This is a genomic window from Streptomyces sp. NPDC051913, assembly GCF_044593635.1.
Classification (GTDB): domain Bacteria; phylum Actinomycetota; class Actinomycetes; order Streptomycetales; family Streptomycetaceae; genus Streptomyces.
In genome coordinates, this window is sequence record NZ_JBIUCI010000006.1 from 108,074 (window position 1) to 131,494 (window position 23,421).

Annotated in this window: 18 protein-coding genes; 13 read left to right on the top strand and 5 right to left on the bottom strand. The window is 72.9% G+C overall.

The features are described 5' to 3' along the window. Positions 1 to 14: 14 nt before the first annotated feature. The gene (locus ACIHIX_RS19825) at positions 15 to 827 is read left to right on the top strand and encodes an anti-sigma factor domain-containing protein (RefSeq protein ID WP_399958561.1); all 813 of its coding nucleotides are present in this window, start codon (positions 15 to 17) and stop codon (positions 825 to 827) included. A gap of 126 nt (positions 828 to 953) precedes the next feature. Next, positions 954 to 1,223 carry a hypothetical protein gene (locus tag ACIHIX_RS19830; protein ID WP_399957594.1) on the top strand — a complete coding sequence of 90 codons (270 nt, stop codon included), beginning with the start codon at positions 954 to 956 and terminating at the stop codon, positions 1,221 to 1,223. Between the two features lie 234 nt (positions 1,224 to 1,457). On the opposite strand, the gene ACIHIX_RS19835 is transcribed toward ACIHIX_RS19830, so the two are convergent. Together ACIHIX_RS19835 and ACIHIX_RS19840 are read right to left on the bottom strand one after the other, a co-directional pair. Then, positions 1,458 to 2,240 carry an ABC transporter permease gene (locus ACIHIX_RS19835; protein ID WP_399957597.1) on the bottom strand — a complete coding sequence of 261 codons (783 nt, stop codon included), beginning with the start codon at positions 2,238 to 2,240 and terminating at the stop codon, positions 1,458 to 1,460. Continuing rightward, complete coding sequence (locus ACIHIX_RS19840; protein ID WP_399957600.1) at positions 2,237 to 3,187, bottom strand: ATP-binding cassette domain-containing protein; 951 nt, start codon at positions 3,185 to 3,187, stop codon at positions 2,237 to 2,239. The genes ACIHIX_RS19835 and ACIHIX_RS19840 overlap by 4 nt, the downstream gene beginning before the upstream one ends. 63 nt (positions 3,188 to 3,250) lie before the next feature. Between ACIHIX_RS19840 and ACIHIX_RS19845 the strand changes: the two genes are divergently transcribed. Continuing rightward, on the top strand, positions 3,251 to 3,967 hold the full coding sequence (locus ACIHIX_RS19845; protein ID WP_399957603.1) for a TetR/AcrR family transcriptional regulator: 717 nt from the start codon (positions 3,251 to 3,253) through the stop codon (positions 3,965 to 3,967). Here the strand turns inward: ACIHIX_RS19845 and ACIHIX_RS19850 are convergent. The 3 genes from ACIHIX_RS19850 to hmgA are packed head-to-tail and all read right to left on the bottom strand — an operon-like array spanning position 3,964 to position 7,238. Further along, positions 3,964 to 5,118, bottom strand: coding sequence for a type ISP restriction/modification enzyme (locus ACIHIX_RS19850; RefSeq protein WP_399957606.1), 1,155 nt, complete (start codon positions 5,116 to 5,118; stop codon positions 3,964 to 3,966). The genes ACIHIX_RS19845 and ACIHIX_RS19850 overlap by 4 nt on opposite strands. A gap of 26 nt (positions 5,119 to 5,144) precedes the next feature. Continuing rightward, complete coding sequence (locus ACIHIX_RS19855) at positions 5,145 to 5,894, bottom strand: GntR family transcriptional regulator (protein WP_399957610.1); 750 nt, start codon at positions 5,892 to 5,894, stop codon at positions 5,145 to 5,147. A 27-nt stretch (positions 5,895 to 5,921) separates the two neighbouring features. Further along, positions 5,922 to 7,238, bottom strand: coding sequence for a homogentisate 1,2-dioxygenase (hmgA, locus tag ACIHIX_RS19860; protein ID WP_399957613.1), 1,317 nt, complete (start codon positions 7,236 to 7,238; stop codon positions 5,922 to 5,924). A gap of 192 nt (positions 7,239 to 7,430) precedes the next feature. Here hmgA and ACIHIX_RS19865 point away from each other — a divergent pair, with 192 nt between their 5' ends. The 10 genes from ACIHIX_RS19865 (at position 7,431) to ACIHIX_RS19910 (ending at position 23,355) form a co-directional block, all read left to right on the top strand. After that, positions 7,431 to 8,081 (top strand): hypothetical protein, encoded by a 651-nt coding sequence (locus ACIHIX_RS19865; RefSeq protein WP_399957616.1) that lies wholly within the window; start codon positions 7,431 to 7,433, stop codon positions 8,079 to 8,081. Next, entirely contained in the window at positions 8,078 to 8,701 is a 624-nt protein-coding gene (locus ACIHIX_RS19870; RefSeq protein ID WP_399957619.1) for a TetR family transcriptional regulator, read from the top strand. The genes ACIHIX_RS19865 and ACIHIX_RS19870 overlap by 4 nt, the downstream gene beginning before the upstream one ends. Positions 8,702 to 8,772: 71 nt before the next feature. Next, the gene (locus tag ACIHIX_RS19875) at positions 8,773 to 9,636 is read left to right on the top strand and encodes a hypothetical protein (protein ID WP_399957621.1); all 864 of its coding nucleotides are present in this window, start codon (positions 8,773 to 8,775) and stop codon (positions 9,634 to 9,636) included. Next, complete coding sequence (locus ACIHIX_RS19880) at positions 9,614 to 15,034, top strand: caspase family protein (RefSeq protein WP_399957623.1); 5,421 nt, start codon at positions 9,614 to 9,616, stop codon at positions 15,032 to 15,034. Before ACIHIX_RS19875 ends, ACIHIX_RS19880 begins: the two co-directional genes overlap by 23 nt. 68 nt (positions 15,035 to 15,102) lie before the next feature. After that, positions 15,103 to 17,334, top strand: coding sequence for a molybdopterin oxidoreductase family protein (locus ACIHIX_RS19885; protein WP_399957626.1), 2,232 nt, complete (start codon positions 15,103 to 15,105; stop codon positions 17,332 to 17,334). A 122-nt stretch (positions 17,335 to 17,456) separates the two neighbouring features. Beyond that, a complete protein-coding gene (locus ACIHIX_RS19890) occupies positions 17,457 to 18,866 on the top strand; it encodes a CitMHS family transporter (RefSeq protein ID WP_399957629.1) in 1,410 nt (469 codons plus the stop codon). 22 nt (positions 18,867 to 18,888) lie between these two features. Continuing rightward, positions 18,889 to 20,127 carry an MFS transporter gene (locus ACIHIX_RS19895; protein WP_399957632.1) on the top strand — a complete coding sequence of 413 codons (1,239 nt, stop codon included), beginning with the start codon at positions 18,889 to 18,891 and terminating at the stop codon, positions 20,125 to 20,127. 102 nt (positions 20,128 to 20,229) lie between these two features. Continuing rightward, positions 20,230 to 20,862, top strand: coding sequence for a hypothetical protein (locus ACIHIX_RS19900; protein ID WP_399957634.1), 633 nt, complete (start codon positions 20,230 to 20,232; stop codon positions 20,860 to 20,862). Between the two features lie 55 nt (positions 20,863 to 20,917). Continuing rightward, entirely contained in the window at positions 20,918 to 21,808 is an 891-nt protein-coding gene (locus ACIHIX_RS19905; protein ID WP_399957637.1) for a class F sortase, read from the top strand. Positions 21,809 to 22,014: 206 nt separating this feature from the next. Further along, complete coding sequence (locus ACIHIX_RS19910) at positions 22,015 to 23,355, top strand: ABC transporter ATP-binding protein (RefSeq protein ID WP_399957640.1); 1,341 nt, start codon at positions 22,015 to 22,017, stop codon at positions 23,353 to 23,355. The last annotated feature ends 66 nt before the right edge of the window (positions 23,356 to 23,421 follow it).

The following is a 23,421-nucleotide window of genomic DNA, read 5'->3' on the forward strand; positions in this document are numbered from 1 at the left end:
GCCTGCTCGACAAGATGCTGCGCCGCGACGACCCGCACTCGCTGGCCGCCCCCTACGCCCTGGACGCCCTGGAGCGGGCCGAGCGGACCCGCTTCGAGAAGCACTTGAGGAAGTGTCCGGTCTGCGCCGCCGAGGTCCGCGCCCTGACCGAGGACGCCGTCCGGCTGGCCTGGTCGACGGCGGCCCCGCCGCCGCCCGCGATGCGTGACCGTGTGCTGGCCGCCGTCCGCACCACGGCGCAGGAGCCGGCCCGGGCGCGCGAGCCCGAGGCGCGCGCCCGGACAACGCAACTGCCGCCGCACGTCTGGGGCACGCAACCACTGCCGTCGCGCTCCCACGCGCCCCGTGCGCGCCGCCCCCTGTTCGTGCCGTTCGCCACCGCCACGGCCGCCGCCGCGCTCGTCGTCGCCTCCCTGTTCGCCGTACAGGCGAACCAGACGCAGGACCAGCTGAACGCCGAGCGTGCCCAGGCGCGTGAGATCGCCCACGTTCTCGCAGCTCCGGACGCCCGGGCCAGTACGGGAAAGGACGCGGACGGCCGCAGCATCGGCGTGATCGCGTCCGCGGCGGAGGGGCAGGCGGTCATCACGTTGCGCGGATACGACGACGTCCCGAGCGGCCGCGTGAACCAGTTGTGGCTCATGCGCCCCGGCGCGCAACCGCGCTCCCTCGGGCTCTTCGAGGGCGACACGCCCTTGGTCGCGACCGGTCTCGACAAGGCGGCCACATCACTCGCTGTGACCGTCGAGCCCGACGGAGGGTCACCGCAACCCACCAGCCAGCCAGTTGTCCAACTCGCCCTGAAATCGGTTGGATTCGGAGAGTAATCAAGGAGGGGTCGTCAACACCCTTACGGGGAAGGTGAATCCTGTGACCGCGATACACGAGTGCCCCGTGGGGGCGATAGGGTTACCCTGCCCGGGCCGGGTGGACTCGTACGGGTGGGGAGTGACATGGAACAGATAACAGTGCGCAGCAGGGCCAGGGTCCCTGCGATCACCTGCGGGAGCAGCGCGACCAGTTCGCGTCTCGACCGCCATCTCGCGGTGCTCGGGGGTCCCGTGGTGCCGCAGCAGAAGGCTGCCGAGGCCACCACGCTGATGCGTGAGCTGACAGCGCGTGAGCCCGTGCGCAACCAGAGCGACCAGAAGGCGCGGGTCCGTCGGGTCTCGCTCTTCGCGCCGCTGCGCCGACTGCGTCGATCGCTGTTCGGCGGGCGCTGAGCTCCCGACTCGCGCTCGGGCGGTCACACCGGTCCGGCACGGCGCCGCGAACCCGTCGTCCGTCATCCCCACGGCATGCGGCACCCTCCGGGTGCGGCCGCCCGGCGCGAGTACGCACCTCCCCCCGCTCCGCATGAACTCGTCCGCGACGCCCACCCGTTGACGAAGAAGCCCCGGGGCACCCCGGGGCTTCCGTAAGCCTGGCCGTTCAACTCACCTCTCGCGCGCCGGAGTTCACCCCTCGCCGCGCGCGTACCGGCGTACCCCCAGCGGCACGAACACCGCCAGCAGCACCGCGCACCACGCCAGCGACCCGGCGACCGGATGCGCCACCGGCCACGCGGCCCCCTGCGGGACGGGCGCGTTGCCGAACAGCTCCCGCAGAGCCGTGGTGAGCGCGCTGATCGGGTTCCACTCGGCGATCGCCCGCAGCCAGCCCGGCAGGTTGCCGGTCGGGATGTAGGCGTTGGACAGCAGCGGCAGCATGAAGGTCGCGCTGCCCAGCTGACCGGCCGCCTCCTCGCTCCGCGTCAGCAGCCCGAGGAAGATCCCGGCCCAGGTGCACGCGAACCGGAACAGCAGCAGGAGCCCCACGGCCGCGACCGCCTCCGCCGCGGACCCCTCGATCCGCCACCCCACCGCGAGCCCGACCAGCAGGAACGGCACCGTGCCCACGGCCGTGACCACCAGATCGGCGACCGCCTGGCCCACCGGCACGGCGGCCCGGCTCACCGGCAGCGTCCGCAGCCGGTCCGTGACCCCCCGGTGCACGTCCTGCGCCGCCTGGAACATCCCGGTCATGATCCCGTTGGCGGCGGTCGCCACCAGCAGCCCCGGCACCAGGAACGAGCGGTACTCCGCGCCCGGCATAGCCAGCGCGCTGCCGAAGACGTAGCCGAAGAACAGCAGCATGCTGATCGGCATGGTCTGGGTCAGGATCACCAGCGCCGGGTTGTTGCGGACCCGCAGCAGCTGCCGGCCCAGCATGGCCGTGCCGTCGTGGGTGAGGGTGCTCATGCGGCTACCTCCTGCTCCCGCTCGGCCGTCAGACGCAGGAACACGTCGTCCAGCGTGGGTGGTCTGAGACTCGCGTCGAGCAACGGCACTCCCGCCGCGTCGAGTTCCCGCACCAGGCGCGGCAGCGTGAGCGTGCTGTCCCGGGTGACCGCGCCCACGGCCACCCGCTCGTGGTCGAACGAGGGCTGCCCGCCGGTGAGCCGGTCGAGCACACCGGCCGCCTGTACGAGCACGTCCGGGTCCGCGACGACGACCTCTACGTAGGTGCCGATCACCGCCTTGAGCTGGGCCGGTGATCCGGTGTGGGCCACCAGGCCCCGGTCCACCAGGGCGATGTCGTCGGCGAGCTGGTCCGCCTCCTCCAGGTACTGGGTGGTCAGCAGGACCGTCGTGCCGTCCCGCTTCAGCTCCCGCACCGCGTCCCAGATGTCCCCGCGGCTCGCCGGGTCGAGGCCGGTCGTCGGCTCGTCCAGGAAGAGGACCTCGGGGCGGCGGACCAGGCTCGCCGCGAGGTCGAGACGGCGGCGCATCCCGCCCGAGTAGGTGGACGCGGGCCGGTCGGCGGCCTCGGCCAGCCCGAAGCGCTCCAGCAGCTCGCCGGCCCGCTCGTTCGGCGCCCGCATCCGGTGCAGCCGGGCGAACAGCCGCAGGTTCTGCCGGCCGGTGAGGTCCCCGTCGACCGACGCGTACTGCCCGGTCACGCCTATGGCGCGCCGTACCGCCGCGGCCTCGCGGACGAGGTCGTGCCCCGCGACCCGCGCCGACCCCGCGTCCGGGCGCAGCAGCGTCGTCAGCAGCCGTACCGCCGTCGTCTTGCCCGCCCCGTTCGGTCCGAGCACCCCGCAGACCGTGCCCCGCGGAACGGCCAGGTCCAGCCCACGCAGGGCACGCACCTCACCGAACCGCTTCTCCAGACCCTCACTAAGTACAGCGTACGTAGTAGTCATGGGTTGACCATAGCGCACTACGTACGCTGTACGTAACTAGGATGGTGGCCGAGGTGATGACCGATGGCGGGCCGAGCGGCCGTACCCGAAGTGATCTGGGCGCGCCCCGAGCGTGCGGGGCGTGGGCCGAAGCCGGCGTACACGCGCGCCGACATCGCGGCCGCGGCCGTGCGGATCGCCGACACCGAGGGCCTGGACGGGCTGTCGATGCGGCGCGTCGCGGCCGAGCTGGGCTGCGGCACGATGTCGCTGTACAACTACGTCCCCCGTAAGGAGGACCTGTACGAGCTGATGATCGACGCGATCGGCGGGGAGCACGAGATCCGGGAGCCCTCGGGCGACTGGCGTGCCGACATGCTCCGCAACGCGATGGAGACCCGAGGGATCATGCACCGGCACACCTGGGTGCCGCGGCTGATGTCAGGGGTCTACGGCTTCAGCCCCAACAGCCTGCGCTATCTGGAGCACTGCCTGGACTGTCTGGAGCCGCTCGACCTCCCGTACGCCACCAAGACGGAGCTGGTCGCGCTGCTCAACGGGGTGGTGACGACGTACACCGCGAACGAGATCGCGACGGCCGAGCGGACGCGGTCGATGCCGTGGTCCGAGGAGGAGGAGAACGCGGTGCGGATCGCCTACCTCGGAAGTCAGGTGGCGACCGGGGCGTATCCGAGGCTGGCGGCGGCGTTCATGGAGCAGAGCGGGCCGATCGATCTGGAGGGTGTGTTCCGGCGGGCGTTGGAGCGGGTGCTGGACGCGTTCGATCCGCAGCGGCGTTAGATCAGGCCCAGTTGCCCTTCCGGGCCTTCCTCGTGGTGGTCGAGAACCGATGCCGGGCGCCTTGCCGAGTCCGGCACCGGCAGGACGCCCGCCTTGCGCAGGTCCGTCGTTCTGATCCTCGACGTCAACTCGTCCTGAAGCGGGCCCACCTCCGCCAGCAGCGCCAACACCGTGATCAGCTCCAGGAGTTCCGACGTCCATGTCTGGGTCCAGGTCGCCGGGCGGATCGCTGCCAGGGTGCCCGGCTCGGGTTCTGCCGTGCGCGCCGTGAACCACTCCTCCAGGACCCTCACCCCGGCCACCTCGTAGTCCCACGCCTCCGGTGGCACCGGGGAGATGCGGCCCTCGTCGAGGTGCAGGGCCTCCTCGTCGCGGTCGTAGTGGAGGGTGAGGGGACGGGAGGGGAGGGGGGCTCTGACGTAGGGGCGACGGCCTCCCGGCAGCTTGGGGCGGTCGCCGTCGCGGCGCATCAGCCACAGCAGGCGGTGGCCCGACCCGACGCCCCGCGCCCAGAGCTCGGGGTTGTCGGTGAGCGGGACGGTCAGGTCGGGGCGGACGGCCGTCATGATCCAGGCCAGCACGTCCAGCGGGGACGGGGCCAGGCCCAGGCGTTCGCCCAGGACCTCCAACAGGCCCGGAGCCAGGTTCGGTTCACCGCCTCCCGGGCGGCGGTACAGCGGGCGGACGCGGCCCGGCCGCAGCAGCGGGAACAGTGACGTGGCGACCAGCAGCGGGCCCGCGCCTCCCCCCGCCGTCTCCGCGACGAACACCTGGTCGTCGTCCGCCACCCGCCACAACTCCGGGCGGGCGGTGTCGATCAGACGGTGATCGGGGATCAGCCACTGTTCGTCGAAGGGGGCGGACAGGACGCGGACGGGCTCCGGGCAAGGACCGGTCGCCCGGACCAGCTTCTCCGTACCACCGGTCCGGCCCGGCAGCTGCCCGACCGCGGAGCGCAGGGTGCGGGAGCGCGTCGGCTCGAACAGGGCGTCCCGGTCCGGGCCTTCGGCCTTCAGCAGGGCGTCCCAGCGGGCTTTCAGGGATGCCGCGTCCGGTCCCGCCGGCCACCCCCGGCCGAGCCGCGGCGGTGCGACGGACCACGGCATGAGGTCCGCGAGCAGCGGAGCGTCGTCGTGCGTCACGCTGGGCATCGTACGACTTGGAAACGGCACCGGGGTCAGGTCGCCTCCAAGGTCACCGTGAAGGAGAAGCGGTCGCCGCGGTAGTGGATGACCGCCGCGTCCAGCACCCGGCCCTGCGTGTCGTAGGTGACGCCCGTGTAGTGCAGGATCGGGCTGAGCAGCGGTACTTGGAGGAGCTGGGCCGTCTCCGGGTCCGCGAGGCGGGCCTCCACGGTGTCCGTGATGCGGCTGATGTCCGCGCCGACGACATCCCGCAGCACCTTCGTCATCGGCCAGCGGACCAGGTCCTCCGGGTCGACCCGGGAGGCGAGTTCGGGGCGGATCCAGTTGCGCGCGTGGTTGGTCGGCTCGCCTGTCTTCTCGTCGGAGCGCAGCCGGTGGTACGTGCCCACCTCGTCCAGATCGGGGAAGTGCTCGGCGAGTTCGGGCGGCACCGGTCCCTTGCCGTGGTCGAGCAGCTCTGTGGTCATGCCCGACTGCTGGGCCACGATCGCGTCCACCGAGCCGAGCAGCCGCACGGGCGCGGTCCGCAGGGCGTTCGGCTCGATGAACGTGCCGCGCCGGCGGTGGCGGGTGATCAGCCCCTCGTCCTCCAGCTCCTTGAGCGCCTGCCGCATGGTCAGCACGCTCACCCCGTAGTGCCCCGCCAGCTGCTCCTCGGTGGGCAGCCGCAGCGGGTCCTGGGGCGAGCGGCCCAGTATCGAGGCGCGCAGCGACTGCGACACCTGGTACCAGAGCGGCAGTTTGCGGTTCAGGACGATCGAGTCCGGGGCGAAGGAGGTCACCAGGCCATCCGTACCGGTCGGGGATCTTCAGTGCAAGGGGCGGAAGTGGCGCTCCAGGCCCTTCCACACGTCGTCGTAGTGGCGTTGCAGATGGTCCGCCTGGGCCGCGTGCGCGGTGAGCGTGACCGGCCAGCGCGTCTCGAACATGAACGCCAGTCCGTCGTCGACCTTCCGTGGCGCCAGCTCCGCCGCGCTCGCCCTGTCGAAGGTGTCCCGGTCGGGACCGTGCGCCGACATCATGTTGTGCAGCGAGCCGCCGCCCGGCACGAAGCCCTCCGCCTTGGCGTCGTAGGCGCCTTCGATGAGGCCCATGTACTCGCTCATCACGTTCCGGTGGAAGTACGGCGGCCGGAAGGTGTCCTCGCCCACCAGCCAGCGCGGCGCGAAGACGACGAAGTCGACCCCGGCGAGACCGGGGGTGTCGCTCGGCGACGTCAGCACCGTGAAGATCGACGGGTCCGGGTGGTCGTACGAGATCGACCCGATGACGTTGAAGCGGCGCAGGTCGTAGACGTACGGGAGGTGGTTGCCGTGCCAGGCGACCACGTCCAGCGGGGAGTGGTCGTACGTCGCCGTCCAGAGGTTGCCGCAGAACTTGTTCACCACCTCCACCGGGCCCTCGACGTCCTCGTACGCGGCGACGGGCGCCTTGAAGTCGCGGGCGTTCGCGAGACCGTTGGCGCCGATCGGGCCGAGGTCGGGGAGGCGGAAGGGGGCGCCGTAGTTCTCGCAGACGTAACCGCGGGCCGAGGTGTCGAGGAGCTCGACCCGGAAGCGGACGCCCCGCGGGATCAGGGCGACCTGGCCGGGCTCGGCGTGCAGCAGCCCGAACTCGGTGCGCAGCAGGAGCCCGCCGCGCTCCGGGACGATCAGCAGCTCGCCGTCGGCGTCGCTGAAGACACGGTCCATGGAGTCGGTGGCGTGGTAGAGGTGCACGGCCATGCCGGTGCGCTGGGTCACGTCGCCGTTGCCGCCCAGGGTCCACAGGCCGGCCAGGAAGTCGGTGCCCTCCGTGGGGTCGGGGAGGGGGTTCCAGCGCAGCCGGTTCGGGTCCGGGACGGACTCGGTGAAGGGGGCCGTACGGATCCGGCCGTGGTGGGTGTGGGTGAACGCCGGGTGGGCCGCGGAGGGGCGGATGCGGTACAGCCAGGAGCGGCGGTTGTGGGCGCGGGGTTCGGTGAACGCCGTACCGCTCAGCTGTTCCGCGTAGAGGCCGAGGGGGGCGCGCTGCGGTGAGTTGCGGCCCTCGGGCAGTGCCCCCGGGACCGCCTCCGAGCTGTGCTCGTTGCCGAACCCGGAGAGGTAGGTCAGGCCCTCCGCGGTCTTCCGCGCGTCCCCGCTCATGATCGCTCCCTTGCGCTCTGATTCCTATGGACCACCGTAGGAATGCGTTTTCGTCCGCGCAAGGGGGAGCGCCCGGTCCGGTGATCGGTCCGGTGATCGGCCCGCTCCCGGGGCGGGCCTCCTCATCAGGGAGGATGAACAACCAGTCTTCAGGGGGATCCGACTTTCGGATGACTGTTCTACGCTCCCGGCATGTCGTGGACGCGGGCCCTGCCGACCGCGCTCGCGGTCTGTGTCCTTGTGCTGACCGGAACCGCGAGCTGCGATTCGGACGACGGGCGACAGAAGGAGCGAGCGGTGTCGCCCTCACCGGTGGGCAAGGTCCTCAAGGACACCGACGAGGAGGGGCGGCACTACCGTGAGGTGGACGACAAGGACGCCCCCGAGGTCGGCATCGAGGTGCAGCCGGAGACGGACGCCAGCTGGGACGTACGCCTGACCGTCAGCAACTTCCGCTTCTCCCCGGCCGGCGCGAAACCCGAGGCCGTCAAGGGACGCGGACTGGTCTACCTGTACGTCGACGGCGACCTCGTCTCCCGGCTGCGCACCCCGGACTGCCGCATCCCCGGCGACCTCGTCCCGCGCGGCACCCACACCGTCACCGCCCGCCTCTACGCCGACGACGGCACGGTGTGGGCGGTCGACGGCGAGGCGGTGGAGAGCGCGGCCGACATCACCGCGTCGGGCGCGGAGGCGTCACCGAGTCCGGACGCGTCGCCCCGCCCGGACGGCACGCCGGGTCCGGAGGCCACCGCCACCACGCCGGACGCGCTGAGTGCACCGGGCACGTATGTCCGTACTGGGGGGCGAGGTTCACCGGACCGCGCCGGAAAGGCATCATGAAGCCCGTGCCCCACGCGACATCCGCGACATCGCTCCGCCGAGCCCCCGTGCAGCGGCGCAGCGCCGAACGGCTGACCAGGATCCTCGACGCCTGCGCCGACCTCCTCGACGAGGTCGGCTACGACGACCTGAGCACACGGGCCGTCGCCCAGCGGGCCGGCGTCCCCATCGGCTCCGTCTACCGCTTCTTCGGCAACAAACGGCAGATGGCCGACGCCCTCGCCCAGCGCAACCTCGAACGCTTCACCGAGCAGGTCGGCGAGCGCCTCCAGGGCGCCGACGGGGGCTGGCGGGTGGCCCTGGACGCCGTACTGGACGAGTACCTCGCCATGAAGCGCACGGTGCCCGGCTTCTCCCTCATCGACTTCGGCAACCAGATCCCCGTCGGCGCCCGCGTCGCCGAACCCAACCACCGGGTCGCCGACCGCCTCATCGCACTCCTCTCCGGCTACCTCGGCCGCGACGCCGACGAGGATCTGCGGCGCACCTTCCTCATCGCGGTGGAGACCGCGGACACCCTGGTCCACCTGGCGTTCCGGGTGGCCCCCGACGGCGACGAGAAGATCATCGCCGAGATGCGGGAGCTGCTGCGGGCGTATCTCTCCCGGGTGCTGGACTGACGCGGAACGTCCCGTGCGGGCACCCCCGTTGCTAAGGTGATCCAGCCTCGGCCCGGCGACAGGGGGACGCCATGACGCGGGTGGTCTGCATCCACGGTGTCGGTCAACAGCACGCGGGGGAGCGCCAGTTGGCCTCCGCCTGGCACACCGCGCTCGCCGACGGCCTGCTGCGCGCCGGCTCCTCGCTCGCCCTGACGCCCGACGACGTGCGCTGCGTCTTCTTCGGCGACCTGTTCCGCCGGCCCGGCCGCACCCTCGCCGTCGGCGACCCGCCGCTCGACGCCTCCGACGTCGAAGCGGGCTTCGAGACGGAGCTGCTCCTCGCCCTGTGGCAGGAGGCGGCCCGCACGGATCCCGCCGTCCTGCCGCCGGACGCGCGGACCCTCGCGCGCACCCCGCAGGCGGTCCAGCGCGCCCTGAACGCCCTCAGCCGGTCCCGCTTCTTCGCGGGCGTCGCCCTGCGCGCCCTCGTCCTCGACCTCAAACAGGTCCGTGCCTATCTGTGCGACACCGCCGTACGGGACGCCGTCCAGGCGCGGGTCGCCGCCGCCGTGGACGAACGGACCCGGGTGGTCGTGGCGCACTCCCTGGGCAGCGTCGTGGCCTACGAGGCCCTCTGCGCGCACCCCCGGTGGCCGGTGCGGGCCCTGGTGACGGCCGGGTCGCCCCTGGGCATCCGCAACCTGGTCTTCGACCGGCTGCGCACCGGCGTGCACGGCCGACCCGGCGACTGGCCGGGCGGTGTCGAACAGTGGACCAACCTCGCCGACGAGGGAGACGTCGTCGCCCTGGTGAAGGACCTGCGGCCGCTGTTCGGCGAGCGCGTCCGCTGCCATGTGGTCCACAACGGGGCCCGGGCGCACGACGCGACGCGCTACCTGAACACGGCCGAGGCCGGCCGAGCGGTCTCCGATGGCTGCCGCGTCCCCCGCTGAGGCCCCGGCGCCCGGCCCGGCCACCGGCCCCCCGCGCCGCTATCTCATCGCCGCCGCCGTCACCGAGGTGTCGGCACACCCCGAGGCCGAACGCGCCGAACTGGCCGACGACCTGCGCCGGATCGAGAACCTGTTCCTCGACGAGCTCGGCTACCGCCGGGGTGCCGACGCCGGTCTCGATCCCACCCGCGAGGACCTGTGCGCCGCACTGCGCGGCTTCGCCACCGACCCCGACCGCCGCCCCGACGACCACGTCGTCGTCTACCTCGCCGCCCACGGCGTCATCGACCCCGACAGCCACGGTCACTACCTGCTCCTGCGGGACAGCCGCACGGACGACCTGTACGGCACGGCCCTGCCCACCGAGGACCTGGTCGGCCAGGTCTGGCAGGGCACCTCCGTCGAGCGGCTGCTCGTGCTGATCGACGCCTGCTACGCCGAGGAAGGCGCCGACAAGGCCCTGCGCCGCGCCCTCGACGCCCGCCGCTACCGGGAGCCGGTCACCGAGCACGGCAGCACCGGCCTGGTGCTGGTCGCCGCGTCCCGCCGCAAGGAGGAGGCCTTCACCGGGGCGCTCTCGGCCGCCTTCGACCGGGCCGTGCGCCGCCATGCCACGGCCGGACACGCAACCGCCCACATCAGCCTCGAACAGGTCATGGCGGCCATCAGCGCCGACCCCGAGGTGCCGCCCGCCCAGCGCCCGGTCTGGTCCCTCGCCCACGCCACCGGCGACATCCCCGCCTTCCTGCCCAACCCCCGGTACCTGCCCGACGCCGCCGGGCTGAAGCTGGAGGAGATCGACCGGATCGTGGCCGTCGCCGCCCGCGAGAAGGACGCCCGCGAACAGGACATGCGCGGCTTCTTCCTGCCCCGGGCCCGCGGCACCGACGTGGCCACCGAGGAGGTCTGGGACTTCACCGGCCGGCATGTGGCCCTGGGCGACATCACGACCTGGCTCGATCCGCGCCGCGCCGAGGAACGCCTGTGCGTGGTCACCGGGGACCCCGGCTCCGGCAAGTCGTCGGTGCTCGGGATGGTCGCGGTGCTCACCGACCCCGAGCGCGCGGACGCCGTGCCCCGCGACGGACTGCCGCCGCTGCTGCCGCGCCCCGGAGACGTCGACGTCCGCGTCAACGCCAGTCATGTGACCACCCGCCAGTTGCTGGACGCCCTGTCCGCCGCGGCCGGCTGCGCCGCCGACTCCCTCGGCGCGCTCTCCGCCCATCTGCAGACCCGCAGCAGACCCCTGGTCGTCCTCCTCGACTCCCTCGACGAGGCCCTCGCCCCGCACGAGACCGTCGACGAACTCCTCGCCCCGCTCACCGACCCCGAACGCCGCCTCCCGCTGCGCCTCCTGGTCGGCGCCCGCCCGCACATCGCCGACCGACTGCCCGCCGACGCACCGCGCATCCACCTCGACTCCGAGCGGTACGGCGACCCCGGCGCCGTCCGCGCCTACGCCCGCAAGCTGCTCACCGCCCCCGGCTCCACCCTGCGGCGGACCGAGCCCCGCCTCCTGGACGCCGTCGCCGAAGCGGTCGCCGAGGCCGCCGGCCGCTCCTTCCTCGTCGCCCGCATCACCGCCCGCACCCTGGCCCGGGAACCCCGCCCCCCGGACCCGTACGACCGGACCTGGCGCGACGGGCTGCCCAGACTGCCCGGCGAGGCCATGGAACGCGACCTGGTCCAGCGCCACGGCCCCCTCGCCGCCCGCGCCCGCGACCTCCTGCTGCCGCTCGCCTACGCCCAGGGCGCCGGCCTGCCCTGGGCGGGCGTCTGGCCGCGCCTGGCCTCGGCGCTCACCGGCCGGGACTACGGCGACGAGCACGTCGTATGGCTGCGGCAGGCGGCGGGGTCGTACGTCGTGGAGAGCGTGGAAGCCGGGGGATCGGTGTACCGGGTGTACCACCGGGCGCTGATCGAGTACCTGAGGGAGGGGCGGGACACGGAGGCCGTCCAGCGGACGATCACCGAGACGCTGCGGCCCGTCGAACACCCCTATGTGCGCCGGTACCTGGCGCTGCACGCGGGGGAGGGCGGGGTGCTCGACCCGCTGGTGCAGGACGCCGGGTTCGTGCTGGGCGCCGAGCCGGGGCGACTGCTCGCGGCCCTGCCGGCACTGCGGACGCGGGAGGGACGGCGGGCCGGGCGGGCCGTGCGGGATCTGGAGGAGGAGCTGCGGGACCGCGCGGGACGGGGAGCGGACCCGGAGGGACGGGCCCGGCTCCGGCTGGCGGCGGTGTGCCGACGCGCCGAGCCGCTGGCCGCCTCCTGCGACCGGGGCGAGGAGGAACTGCCGTGGCGGGCGCGGTGGGCGGCGTGGAATCCGGAGCAGGGGGAGCGTCGGTACGACGGGATGAGCTTCGCGCTGGGGAGCGGGGTGGTGGTGCCGCAGGAGGACGGCGCCAGGTTCCTGGACCTGGAGCGGCGCACCCCGGTGTGGATCGACCTGGACGACGGGGGCATGTCGCGCCTGGACCAACATGAGGCCCGCTGGTTCCGGAGCACCCTGACCGCCGTGCCTCAACTGGGGTACGCCGCGGCGGGGTTGTACGCCGACTTTCATGCCGCGCTGGACAGGGGCAGGGTGCGCATGACGCATTTCGCGCGCCTGCTGCACCTCTGGCAGGGCGCCACGCAGCGTACCTGGGTGCTGCCACCGGTCCCGGAGGTCGACCCACGGGTCGAGGAGCACTTTCCGCAGACGGCGGACCAACTGGTGGTGGCGGCCGGTCCGGACGGGCTCCCGACGGTCGCGGCCCTGCGGATGCGGAGCGGGCATCTGCTCGTCTACCGACTCGGCACCACCCGGGCCAATCCGCCGCTGACCCGGCGCCAGCGCCGCTCGCAGTCGAAGTGGGCGCTGGAGGATTGGCAGGAGCGGGCGGACTGGCTGACGGGGGTGACCGAGCTGGTGCTGTCCCCGGCGGAGACGGGCTACCGCGTGACCGCGTGCACGGCGCCTAGACAGTCGGCCGGAACGCTGTTGCTGGGTTGCGACGACGGCCGGGTCGTGCACCTGGAGTCGGAGACCCACGAGCGCCGGGAGACGACGGCCACCGGCCATGAGGGCGCCGTCACCCTCATCGAGCAGATCGGGCCCCACCCGCTCGGCCGCCTCCTGGTCACCGCGGGCGAGGACCGCACCGTACGGGTGTCGTCCCTCGCCACCGGCAAACCCGTCAGAACCCTGCTGACGGACATCGCGCCGACCATCTCGCTGGCCGCCCACCGCGTCGGACGCCGGTGGATCGTCGCCGCCGTGACGGAGGACGGCCGTCTGCACCGCATCGACCTCGACAACGGACGTCCGCTCGGCCTGCCCATCCGCGTGGACCGGATCCGCGTCCACGCCGTGGCCTTCGATCTCGGCCCCACGGCCTGTGTCAGCGTCCAGGGCGACCGGCGCGGCCTGCAGATCTACGACCTGGTGACCGGCGAGCGCGTCGGCGGCCAGGTTCTGGAGCACGCGGCGACGGCGCTGTGCCGGGTCGGCGACACGGTCTGCGTCGGCGGCTCGGACGGCGTCGTACGCCTGTGGCCCACCCCGCACGCGGCGGACTCCACGCGGGTCACCGCACACGAGTTGCAGGTGCTGGCGCTCGGGGAGATCCGCGGCCCGACCGGTGAGCCCGCTCTGGTGAGTGTCGGGCAGGACTGGGTCATCCGCTGCTGGGACCTGGCGAGGTCGCACGAACTGTGGCGGCGCTGGTGGCCCGTGCCGGCGCTCGGGCCCGGCGTGAGGGCGATCCACCCGGTCAGCTGCGCGGCCGTGGGCCGGCTCGCCGACGGCCGCGACTACGCCGCCGTCGGCGAGCTGGCCGGGCACGTCCGGATCCTCGTCCTGCGCGCCGGAACGCCGGTCGCCGAGCAGGAGTTCACCGTCGCGGACACGCTCACCGAACTGACCACGGGCCGGATACGGGGCCGGGACGTCCTGGTCGCCGGCACCGGGACGGGCCGGATCGTCTGCTGGGACGTCGGCGCCGGGCGGATGTACGTGTACGGTCCGGCTCCCGCCGAGGAGGTGTGGACCACCGCCCTGGCCCTCGCGCCCGACGGCACCGGACGACTGGCCGTGGGCGGGCTCGACGGCTCGGTGCGCGAGTGGTCCCTGCCGGCCTGCCGCCCCCTCGGCCCGGCCCGGCACACGCATCGGGGCCTGGTGCGAGCACTCGCCCACACCACCGGCGGGCTGGTGAGCGGCGGTGTCGACGGCCGGCTGATCGCCCACGACGACGGCTGGGAGCGACGGCTGCCCGAACCGGTCGCCACGCTGCACCGGACGGCGGAGGGACTGCTGTGCGGTGACGACCGAGGCCACATCTGGTGGCTGCGGGAGGGACCGGAGGGCCGCCGGGTCGTGGAGGCGCTCGACGCGGTCCGTCCCGTGACGGCCGTCGCCGCCCTGCCCGCCGCGGCACGGCCGGGAGGACTCCTGGTGGTGACGGGCGGCGGCGACGGCTCGCTCCAGGCCCGGGACGCGGAGCACGGCACACTGGTCCGTCGCCTGCGGCCGGTCGGGGAGTCCGCGCCGAACTGGCTGGGCACCGTGTCGGGAAGCCGGCCACGGCTCTTCGCCCGGAACGAGGAACGGCTTCTGCAGTACTGGGACCTCGGCCCGGACGGCACGCCTGCCGCGGACGGCCGTCCCGTCTTCCTGCCCCTGGACCACGAGCGTTCCGATGCGCGGCACACGACGCTCCCCGACGCGACCGGGGACCAGGTGCTGTTGTCGCTCGCGACCGACTGGCCCGTGCACCAGCGGGTTCTCGCCCTCGACGTCGACCGTGGCCCGTTGGCCGACGAGCCGTGTCCCGTCGGCGGAACGAAGGGCTTCCCCGTCGGGACCCAGCAGGCGGTGTACTGCGCGGGCAGACTGCTGGTCCTGCTGGCGCTCGACCCCGAGGTGCTGGGCGTGCTCGACACCACGACCCGCCAGTGGGCGATTCTTCAGGTGGCGAGCAGTTGGGTCGTCGGCGCCTTCGCCCTGCCCGGTCCCGACGGCGGGGAACTGCTGCTGGTCAGCGACGTCGACACGGTGATCCTGCCGTGGAGCCGGCTCCGGACCCTGTTCGCGCCCCCTGGAGAGCGGCCGCGGCGATTCCGGGAGTTCCGGTTCCGGGGCCGCAGCCGCTGGTACGGAGTCGCCGAGGGCGTGGGCGTGCGCACCGAGCACCCGCCCTCGTTCTTCCCGGACCTGTGCGTGCTCCTCCCCGACCGGCAGCGCTACGTCCTCGGCGACCGTGCCCAGCTCCTGGTCGCCCGCGCCCGCGGCGGCGCGATCCCGCGCCGCATCACCCTGCCCTCCCCCTGCACGGCCCTGGCCACCGGCCCCCGAGGCGAGCTGATCGTCGGCACCGGCAACGGACCGATCCTGTTCGACCGGCTCGGCTGACCCCTCCCCTCCATGCCTACTGGTCGGTATGCTCTCCCGGGACAGGCACCGCTGCCCCGGGAGGACCCGTGTCCCGCACCGCCCTGCGTATCTGCCCCCTGTGCGAGGCCACCTGCGGCCTGACCCTCACCATCGAGGGGACCCGGGTCACCGGCGCCCGCGGCGATCGCGACGACGTCTTCAGCCGGGGGTTCATCTGCCCCAAGGGCGCCTCCTTCGGCGCCGTCGACGGCGACCCCGACCGGCTGCGCACCCCGCTGGTGCGCCGGGACGGCGAGCTGCGCGAGGCCACCTGGGAGGAGGCCTTCGACGCGGTCGCCGCCGGCCTGCGCCCGGCCGTGGAGCGCTACGGTCCGAACGTCGTCGGCGTGGTGCTGGGCAACCCCAACGTGCACACCATGGCCGGCGCCCTCTACCCGCCGGTCCTGCTCGCCGGCCTCGGCACCCGCAGCGTCTTCACCGCCTCGACGGTCGACCAGATGCCCAAGCACGTCTCCAGCGGGCTCCTCTTCGGCGACGCCAACGCCATCCCGGTGCCCGACCTCGACCACACCGACCATCTGCTCCTCATCGGCGCCAACCCGCTGGAGTCCAACGGCAGTCTGTGCACCGCCCCCGACTTCCCCGGCAAGCTCAAGGCGCTCAAGGCCCGCGGCGGCACCCTCACCGTCATCGACCCGCGCCGCACCCGCACCGCCAGGCTCGCCGACCGCCACCTCGCGATCCGCCCCGGCGCCGACGCGCTGCTGCTCGCGGCGATGACGTACACGCTCTTCGAGGAAAACCTCGTCGACCCGGGCGAGTCGACCCCGCACCTCCAAGGGCTCGACGAACTCCGGGACGCCGTACGGGACTTCACCCCCGAAGCCGTCGCCGAGGCATGTGACGTCGACGCCGGCACCATCCGTACCCTCGCCCGTGAACTCGCCGCCGCGCCCACCGCCGCCGTCTACGCCCGCATCGGCAGCTGCACCGTCCCGCACGGCACGCTGGCCAGCTGGCTGGTCGACGTGCTGAACATCCTGACGGGGAACCTCGACCGTCCGGGCGGCGCCCTCTTCCCGCAGGCCGCCACCGACCGCACACCCCGGCCCGCCGGACCCAGCCACGGCTTCGCGCTGGGGCGCTGGCACTCCCGGGTGAGCCGGTACCCGGAGGCCAAGGGGGAGCTGCCGATCTCCGCGCTCGCCGAGGAGATCGACACCGCGACGCCCGAGGGCGAGCCGATCCGCGTGGTCGTCACCGTCGCCGCCAACCCCGTCCTGTCGGTGCCCGACGGCGACCGGCTCGACAAGGCCCTCGGCGGGCTCGACTTCATGGTCAGCGTCGACCCCTACCTCAACGAGACCTCGCGCCACGCCGACGTCGTCCTGCCCCCGCCCCCGCCCTCGCAGAGCCCGCACCACGACTTCGCCTTCAACACCCTCGCCGTACGCAACCAGGTCCGCTACAACCGCCCCGCCGTCCCGCTGGAGCCCGGCCGGATGGCCGAGACCGAGATCCTGGCCCGGCTGGTCCTCGCCGCGACCGGCATGCACGGCGCCGACCCCTCCGCCGTGGACGACCTGGTCATCGGACAGACCCTCGGCAAGGCGGTCAAGGAGACGTACTCCCCGGTGCACGGCCGTGACGCCAAGGAACTCGCCGGACAGCTGTCCGGCGCCTCCGGCCCCGAGCGGCGGCTCGACATGATGCTGCGCCTCGGCCCCTACGGCGACGGCTTCGGCGTACGACCGGACGGGCTGAGCCTGGAGAAGCTGCTGGCCCATCCGCACGGCATCGACCTCGGACCGCTCGCCTCCCGGCTGCCACAGCCGCTGAAGACCCGCAGCGGCAAGGTGGAGCTGCTGCCGCAGCCGATCGCCGACGATCTGCCGCGCCTGCGGCAGGCCATGGCCGATCGGGCGGAGGGTCTGGTTCTCGTCGGCCGCCGCCATCTGCGCTCCAACAACAGCTGGATGCACAACGTCCCCGCCCTCACCGGCGGCACCAACCGCTGCACCCTGCACATCCACCCCGAGGACGCCGCCGGCCTCGGACTCGTCGACGGACAGGCGGTCGGGGTGAAGGGCGCCGGGGGAGCGGTGACCGCCCCCGTCGAGATCACCGACAGCGTGCGCCGGGGCGTGGTCAGCCTCCCGCACGGCTGGGGCCACGACCGTCCCGGAACCCGCATGAACCACGCGGCCAAGGACCCCGGCGTCAACGTGAACCAGCTGCTCGACGGCCGTCTCCTGGACCCGCTGTCAGGCAACGCGGTCCTCAACGCCGTACCCGTCGAATTGATCACGAAGCTGTGACCTGCAGTTTTGCGCTTATTGCTCGCAGGTCAACGTCTTGTTAACACCGCTTGACGGCACCTAACGTCCATCGCACCGCCGGCCCTGGTGGGAGTTCAAGGGCGAACGTTAGGTATCCACTCATGCTGACCATCCTCGGCTTCGCCATGATCGCGACCTTCCTGGTCCTGATCATGATGAAGAAGATGTCGCCGATCGCGGCGCTCGTGCTGATTCCGGCACTGTTCTGTGTGTTCGTCGGAAAGGGCGCCAAACTCGGTGACTACGTCATCGACGGCGTCACCAGCCTCGCCCCCACCGCGGCGATGCTCATGTTCGCGATCGTCTACTTCGGTGTGATGATCGACGTCGGCCTCTTCGACCCGATCGTGCGCGGGATCCTGAAGTTCGCCAAGGCGGACCCGATGAGGATCGTCGTCGGTACGGCGATCCTCGCCGCGATCGTCTCGCTCGACGGCGACGGCTCGACCACCTTCATGATCACCGTCTCGGCGATGTACCCGCTGTACAAGCGTCTGAAGATGAGCCTGGTCGTGATGACCGGTGTCGCCGCCATGGCCAACGGCGTGATGAACACCCTGCCGTGGGGCGGCCCGACCGCCCGTGCCGCCACCGCGCTCAAGCTCGACGCCAGCGACATCTTCGTCCCGATGATCCCGGCGCTCGCGGTCGGCCTGCTGGGCGTGTTCGTCCTGTCGTACTTCCTGGGTCTGAAGGAGCGCAAGCGCCTCGGTGTGCTGACGCTGGACGAGGTGCTCGTCGAGGAGAAGGAGTCCGAGACGGTTCTCGTGGGTGCCGGTTCCGGTTCCACGGGCAGGACGGTCACCGGCGGTTCGGGCTCCGGCGGTTCGGGCTCCGGCACCGACGCCGAGGACGACGACGAGGAGCGCTTCACCGTCCTCGACCCCCACCGCGCCACCCTGCGTCCCAAGCTGTACTGGTTCAACGCGCTGGTCACGGTCACGCTGCTCACCTCCATGATCATGGAGTGGCTGCCGATCCCGGTGCTGTTCCTGCTCGGCGCCGCGCTCGTGCTCACGGTCAACTTCCCGCACATCCCCGACCAGAAGGCCCGGCTCGCCGCCCACGCCGACAACGTCCTGAACGTCTCCGGCATGGTCTTCGCCGCCGCCGTCTTCACCGGCGTCCTCCAGGGCACCGGCATGGTCGACCACATGGCCCGCTGGATGGTCGACGTCATCCCCGACGGCATGGGCCCGCACATGGCCCTCGTCACCGGCATCCTGAGCCTGCCGCTCACCTACTTCATGTCGAACGACGGCTTCTACTTCGGCGTCCTGCCGGTCCTCGCCGAGGCCGGCGCCGCCCATGGTGTCTCCCCGCTGGAGATGGCCCGCGCCTCCCTCGTCGGCCAGCCGCTGCACATGTCGAGCCCGCTCGTCCCGGCCGTGTACGTCCTGGTCGGCATGGCCAAGGTGGAGTTCGGCGACCACACCAAGTTCGTGGTCAAGTGGGCCGCCCTCACCTGCCTGATCATCCTCGGAGCAGGCATCCTCTTCGGCATCATCTGAACCACCCATGGAGGACTCGCACATGGTGCCCGGTAGGAACCGCGGCTGGCTGCTCCGCCTCGTCATCGCCTTCAGCTTCGCGCAGGGGGCGGTGTCGATGGCCCGGCCCGCCGTCTCCTACCGGGCCCTCGCGCTGGGCGCCGACGAACAGGCCATCGGCATCATCGCGGGGGTCTACGCCCTGCTCCCGCTGTTCGCCGCGGTCCCGCTGGGCCGGCGCACCGACCACGGCCGCTGCGCACCCCTGCTGCCCGTCGGGGTCATCCTGATATCCGGCGGCTGCGCGCTCAGCGGACTCGCCGACTCCCTGTGGGCGATGGCGATCTGGAGCGGGGTGATGGGCCTCGGCCATCTCTGCTTCGTGATCGGCGCGCAGTCCCTCGTCGCCCGCCAGTCCGCCCCGCACGAACAGGACCGCAACTTCGGCCACTTCACCATCGGCGCCTCCCTCGGCCAGCTCGTCGGCCCGATCGCCGCGGGCGCGCTGATCGGCGGCGACGACATGGCCGGCACCAGCGCGCTCGCCCTGCTCGTCGCGGGGGCGGGCGCCGCGGTCGCGTTCGGCTCGCTGTGGCGCATCGAGGACCGTACGGCGGTGAAGTCCCTTACGCGGCAAGGCGACCGGGTGCCCGTCGGGCGCATCCTGCGCACCCGGGGTGTGCCGGCGGGCATCTTCATCAGCCTGGCCGTCCTCTCCGCGACCGACATCCTCACCGCCTACCTGCCGGTGGTCGGCGAGCACCGGGGCATCGCCCCCTCCGTGATCGGCCTTCTGCTCAGTCTGCGTGCCGCGGCCACCATCGCCTGCCGGCTGGTGCTGACCCCGCTCCTGCGGCTGCTGGGCCGCGCCATGCTGCTGACCGTCACGTGTCTGCTGGCCGCCGTGGTGTGCGCGGGCATCGCCCTGCCGGTGCCGGTGTGGGCGCTCGCCCTGATGCTCGCCGTGCTCGGCTTCTGCCTCGGCGTCGGGCAGCCGCTGTCCATGACGACGGTCGTGCAGGCGGCCCCCGACGGCGCCCGCTCCACGGCCCTCGCCCTGCGGCTGACCGGCAACCGCCTCGGCCAGGTCGCCGCGCCGGCCACGGCGGGCCTGGTCGCGGGGGTCGTGGGCGCGGCGGCGCCGTTCGTGATGCTCGGGGCGCTGTTGCTGCTGTCGGCGGGCGTCGCGCTGCGCTCTCCGGCGAAGCCGGCCGGGGCGTCGGGGGCGGCGCCGGGGCTGCGCCGTTCGGGAAGGGCTGTGGGCCGTAAGGAGGACGCCTGACGGAGTGTCGGGCCGTGGTACCCCGCCTGGGGCGGCGCATATGACAGAGAGTCAGGCGCGATGCGATTCGTATGAAAATCGCCAGACTCGGAGGAATTGCGCATGCTCATCGCCGCCCGTCCCCGCCGCGCCAGCGGCCGTACCGCAGCCCTCGCAGCCCTCGCCGTCGCCGGCACCGTACTGATCGGCGCACCCGGCACCGCCGCGGCGGCCCCCGGCGACAACGGCGACGTCAAGATCCACAACCCCGACACGGACCCCGGCGACCCCAGGAACGAGCCGAAGGTCTGTGACTTCTATCTGGACGCCGTCAACTTCGACGCGCTCGAACACTTCACCTACACCATCGACGGGCAGGGCAACGGACCGAACGCGGGCACCGGGCACCTCGCGGGCAGCGCCACGGCAGACGCCCAGGGCGCCGCGCACACCGGGACGCTGACGCTGTCCGACGGGCTGTACAAGCTCGTCTGGAAGGGCGACAACTGGCAGGGCGCGGGCAAGCAGAAGGTGTTCACCGTCGACTGCGACGGCTCGTCGCCGACGCCGACTCCCACCTCGACGAGGCCGGGCGGCGGCCCGGGCGGTCCCAACGGCGGCCCGCCGGCCGGCGGTGGCGGACTCGCCCGGGACGCGGCGATGGGGCCGGTCGCCGGCGCCGCCGCGGTGGGGCTGGCCGCGGTCGGCGGCGCGGTGTGGCTGCGACTCCGCCGTCGCCCGCATGGCGCGTCCTAGTCCGAGGCGCGGGCCCCGGCGCCGGACGCGTGTCTACCGCCTGACGAGGACGGTCGTGGCGGTGGTCGGTCTCGTACTGGCCGGTGCGCTCTGGACGCACGACGCGGAGTCCGGCGGAGCTGCGGTGCCCGGCACGGTGGTGGACGCCGCCGCGCCGGGCACCGCCGGGGCCCCGGCCGCCCGTGCGGAGGGACGTACGGGGCAGGCGGGAGCGGGACAGCAGGAGCGCCCCGCGAGGGGTACCGGCCTGCACATCCCGCCGTCCGCCCCGGCCGGCGCCCGGAGCCCGACCCCCGCCGCGGACGGGAACTCGGCCCGGCCGCCCCAGCCGTCCACGACCGGTGGCGGCCGGCCCGGCCGTCCGGCCCCGTCCACGGCCGGTGGCGGCGTACGGCCCGGCCGTCCGGCCCCGTCCACGAGCGGTGTGCGGCCCGGCCGCCCTCCGGCCCCGGCCCTTCGCCCCCTGCCGCCCTCCCGGGCCACCCGCATCCTCATCCCCTATCTGGACGTCGACGCTCCGGTCACGGACCTGCGCCTGGACCGGCACCGGCGTCTGGAGGCGCCGCCGGGTGACGATCCGAACCTCGCGGGCTGGTACAAGGACGGCCCGGCCCCCGGCGCGCAGGGGACCGCCGTGGCCGTGGGCCACCTCGACACCGACACCGGCGGTGCGGTCTTCGCGGGCCTGACCGAGCTGAAACCCGGCCGTCTGATCGAGGTGCGGCGAGCGGACGGGCGGACCGCCGTCTACACCGTCGACGCCGTACGGGAGTTCGAGAAGGCGCACTTCCCCGACCGGGAGGTCTACGGCTCCCGAGGCCGCCCCGAACTGCGCCTCATCACCTGCGGCGGCGACTACGACCGCAGAACCGGCTACTCGGGCAACGTCGTCGTCTTCGCCCACCTGTCGGCAACCCGGGCGGCACCGACGGCGCCCCGGCACTGAGGCCACCCCCTCCGGTCCGGCCACCCGGGGCTGAATATGACCGTCCGGTTTCTCACCTGCTGGACCATGGCGTCCGATCCTGCCCATTCCCTTCCCCCTGCCGCGCACATTCCGTTAACTTCCGTGACCCATAGGCCCCGTGCGACTCGCCCGGGGCATTCGGCCACGGAGCAACAGCGCTCAGTCAGCCCCCGGGGGCACCTGCCATGACACGCGCCATCTCTCTGCACGACGTGAGCAAGAGCTATACGCGAGGCACCCGGGTGGTGGACCGGCTGACGCTGGACATCGCACCCGGTGAGTTCCTCGTGCTGCTCGGTCCCTCCGGGTGCGGCAAGTCCACCGTCCTCAGGATGATCGCCGGCCTGGAGGACATCGACGAGGGCGAGCTCCAGCTCGACGGCGAGTACGCCAACGATCTCCCGCCGTCGGGCCGGGACATCGCGATGGTCTTCCAGAACTTCGCCCTGTATCCGAGCATGACCAGCCGCGACAACATCGGCTTCCCGCTGCGCATCGAGGCCCCCGGCGCGGACCCGCGTCCGCGCGTGGACGCCACCGCCCGGATGCTCGGCATCGAGGAACTCCTCGACCGCTTCCCCGCCCAGCTCTCCGGCGGCGAACGCCAGCGTGTCGCCATGGGCCGGGCCATCGCCCGCCACCCCTCCGCGTTCCTGATGGACGAGCCGCTGTCCAATCTCGACGCCAAGCTCCGCAACCACCTGCGCGCCGAAATATCCGCGCTCACACGCGAGTTGGGCGTCACCACGGTCTACGTCACCCACGACCAGGCCGAGGCCATGTCACTCGGCGACCGCGTCGCCGTCCTGCGCGGCGGCGTCCTCCAGCAGGTCGGCAGCCCGCGCGAGGTCTACGCCCTGCCCCGCAACGTCTTCGTCGCCGCCTTCATCGGCACCCCGCGGATCAACCTCCTCCAGGGCCTGGTCCGCGCCCCGCTCGACGGCGCGATGACCATCAGCCTCGGCAAGCAGTACCTCCGGCTGCCCGAACCCCTCTCCCTGGACCACCAGTTGCTCCGCGTCCAGCAGGGCCGCGAGGTCATCGTCGGCCTGCGTTCGGAGGCGGTGCGCATCGCCAAGCCGTCCGCCGCGCGCCCCGGCGAGATGCCGCTCACCGGTCTGGTCGAGCACGTGGAGTTCCAGGGCCACGAGAACCTCGTCCACTTCAACACCGGCTCCCGCCCGGCCGTCGTGCCCGACCTGGAGGCCCCGCGCCCCGCGGCCCGCCCGGCCCGGCGCCGCCGCCGCGAGGGCGGCCCCGGCGTCCTGGACCGCCTCCGGCAGCGCGCCGACGCCCTGCGCGCCGGCCCGGTTGTGGTCCTCGACGAGCCGGTGGCCGACGCGCCCGTGGTGCCCCCGGACGGTCGCCTCCCCGGTGACCTGATCGTCCGCACCACCCCCGACCTCCAGCTCCGCCACGGCATGCACGTCCCCCTCCTCGTCGACCTGGCCCACCTTTTCGTCTTCGACCAGCACGGTGAACGCATCAGCCCGACCCCGGCCCGCCTGCCCGACCTGGAGGAGTGAATCCCGGCGCGGCGAGCCCTGCATCGAGACCTCCTCTTCTTCGGCACCGAGCGCCCCGACGGCGGC

Excerpts from the sequence above, each read along its gene's own strand:
- ACIHIX_RS19825 (WP_399958561.1), top strand. The coding sequence starts at position 15 with ATGCTGCGCCGCGACGACCCGCACTCGCTGGCCGCCCCCTACGCCCTG.
- ACIHIX_RS19830 (WP_399957594.1), top strand. The coding sequence starts at position 954 with ATGGAACAGATAACAGTGCGCAGCAGGGCCAGGGTCCCTGCGATCACC.
- ACIHIX_RS19835 (WP_399957597.1), bottom strand. The coding sequence starts at position 2,240 with ATGAGCACCCTCACCCACGACGGCACGGCCATGCTGGGCCGGCAGCTG.
- ACIHIX_RS19840 (WP_399957600.1), bottom strand. The coding sequence starts at position 3,187 with ATGACTACTACGTACGCTGTACTTAGTGAGGGTCTGGAGAAGCGGTTC.
- ACIHIX_RS19845 (WP_399957603.1), top strand. The coding sequence starts at position 3,251 with ATGGCGGGCCGAGCGGCCGTACCCGAAGTGATCTGGGCGCGCCCCGAG.
- ACIHIX_RS19850 (WP_399957606.1), bottom strand. The coding sequence starts at position 5,118 with ATGCCCAGCGTGACGCACGACGACGCTCCGCTGCTCGCGGACCTCATG.
- hmgA (WP_399957613.1), bottom strand. The coding sequence starts at position 7,238 with ATGAGCGGGGACGCGCGGAAGACCGCGGAGGGCCTGACCTACCTCTCC.
- ACIHIX_RS19865 (WP_399957616.1), top strand. The coding sequence starts at position 7,431 with ATGTCGTGGACGCGGGCCCTGCCGACCGCGCTCGCGGTCTGTGTCCTT.
- ACIHIX_RS19870 (WP_399957619.1), top strand. The coding sequence starts at position 8,078 with ATGAAGCCCGTGCCCCACGCGACATCCGCGACATCGCTCCGCCGAGCC.
- ACIHIX_RS19875 (WP_399957621.1), top strand. The coding sequence starts at position 8,773 with ATGACGCGGGTGGTCTGCATCCACGGTGTCGGTCAACAGCACGCGGGG.
- ACIHIX_RS19880 (WP_399957623.1), top strand. The coding sequence starts at position 9,614 with ATGGCTGCCGCGTCCCCCGCTGAGGCCCCGGCGCCCGGCCCGGCCACC.
- ACIHIX_RS19890 (WP_399957629.1), top strand. The coding sequence starts at position 17,457 with ATGCTGACCATCCTCGGCTTCGCCATGATCGCGACCTTCCTGGTCCTG.
- ACIHIX_RS19895 (WP_399957632.1), top strand. The coding sequence starts at position 18,889 with ATGGTGCCCGGTAGGAACCGCGGCTGGCTGCTCCGCCTCGTCATCGCC.
- ACIHIX_RS19900 (WP_399957634.1), top strand. The coding sequence starts at position 20,230 with ATGCTCATCGCCGCCCGTCCCCGCCGCGCCAGCGGCCGTACCGCAGCC.
- ACIHIX_RS19910 (WP_399957640.1), top strand. The coding sequence starts at position 22,015 with ATGACACGCGCCATCTCTCTGCACGACGTGAGCAAGAGCTATACGCGA.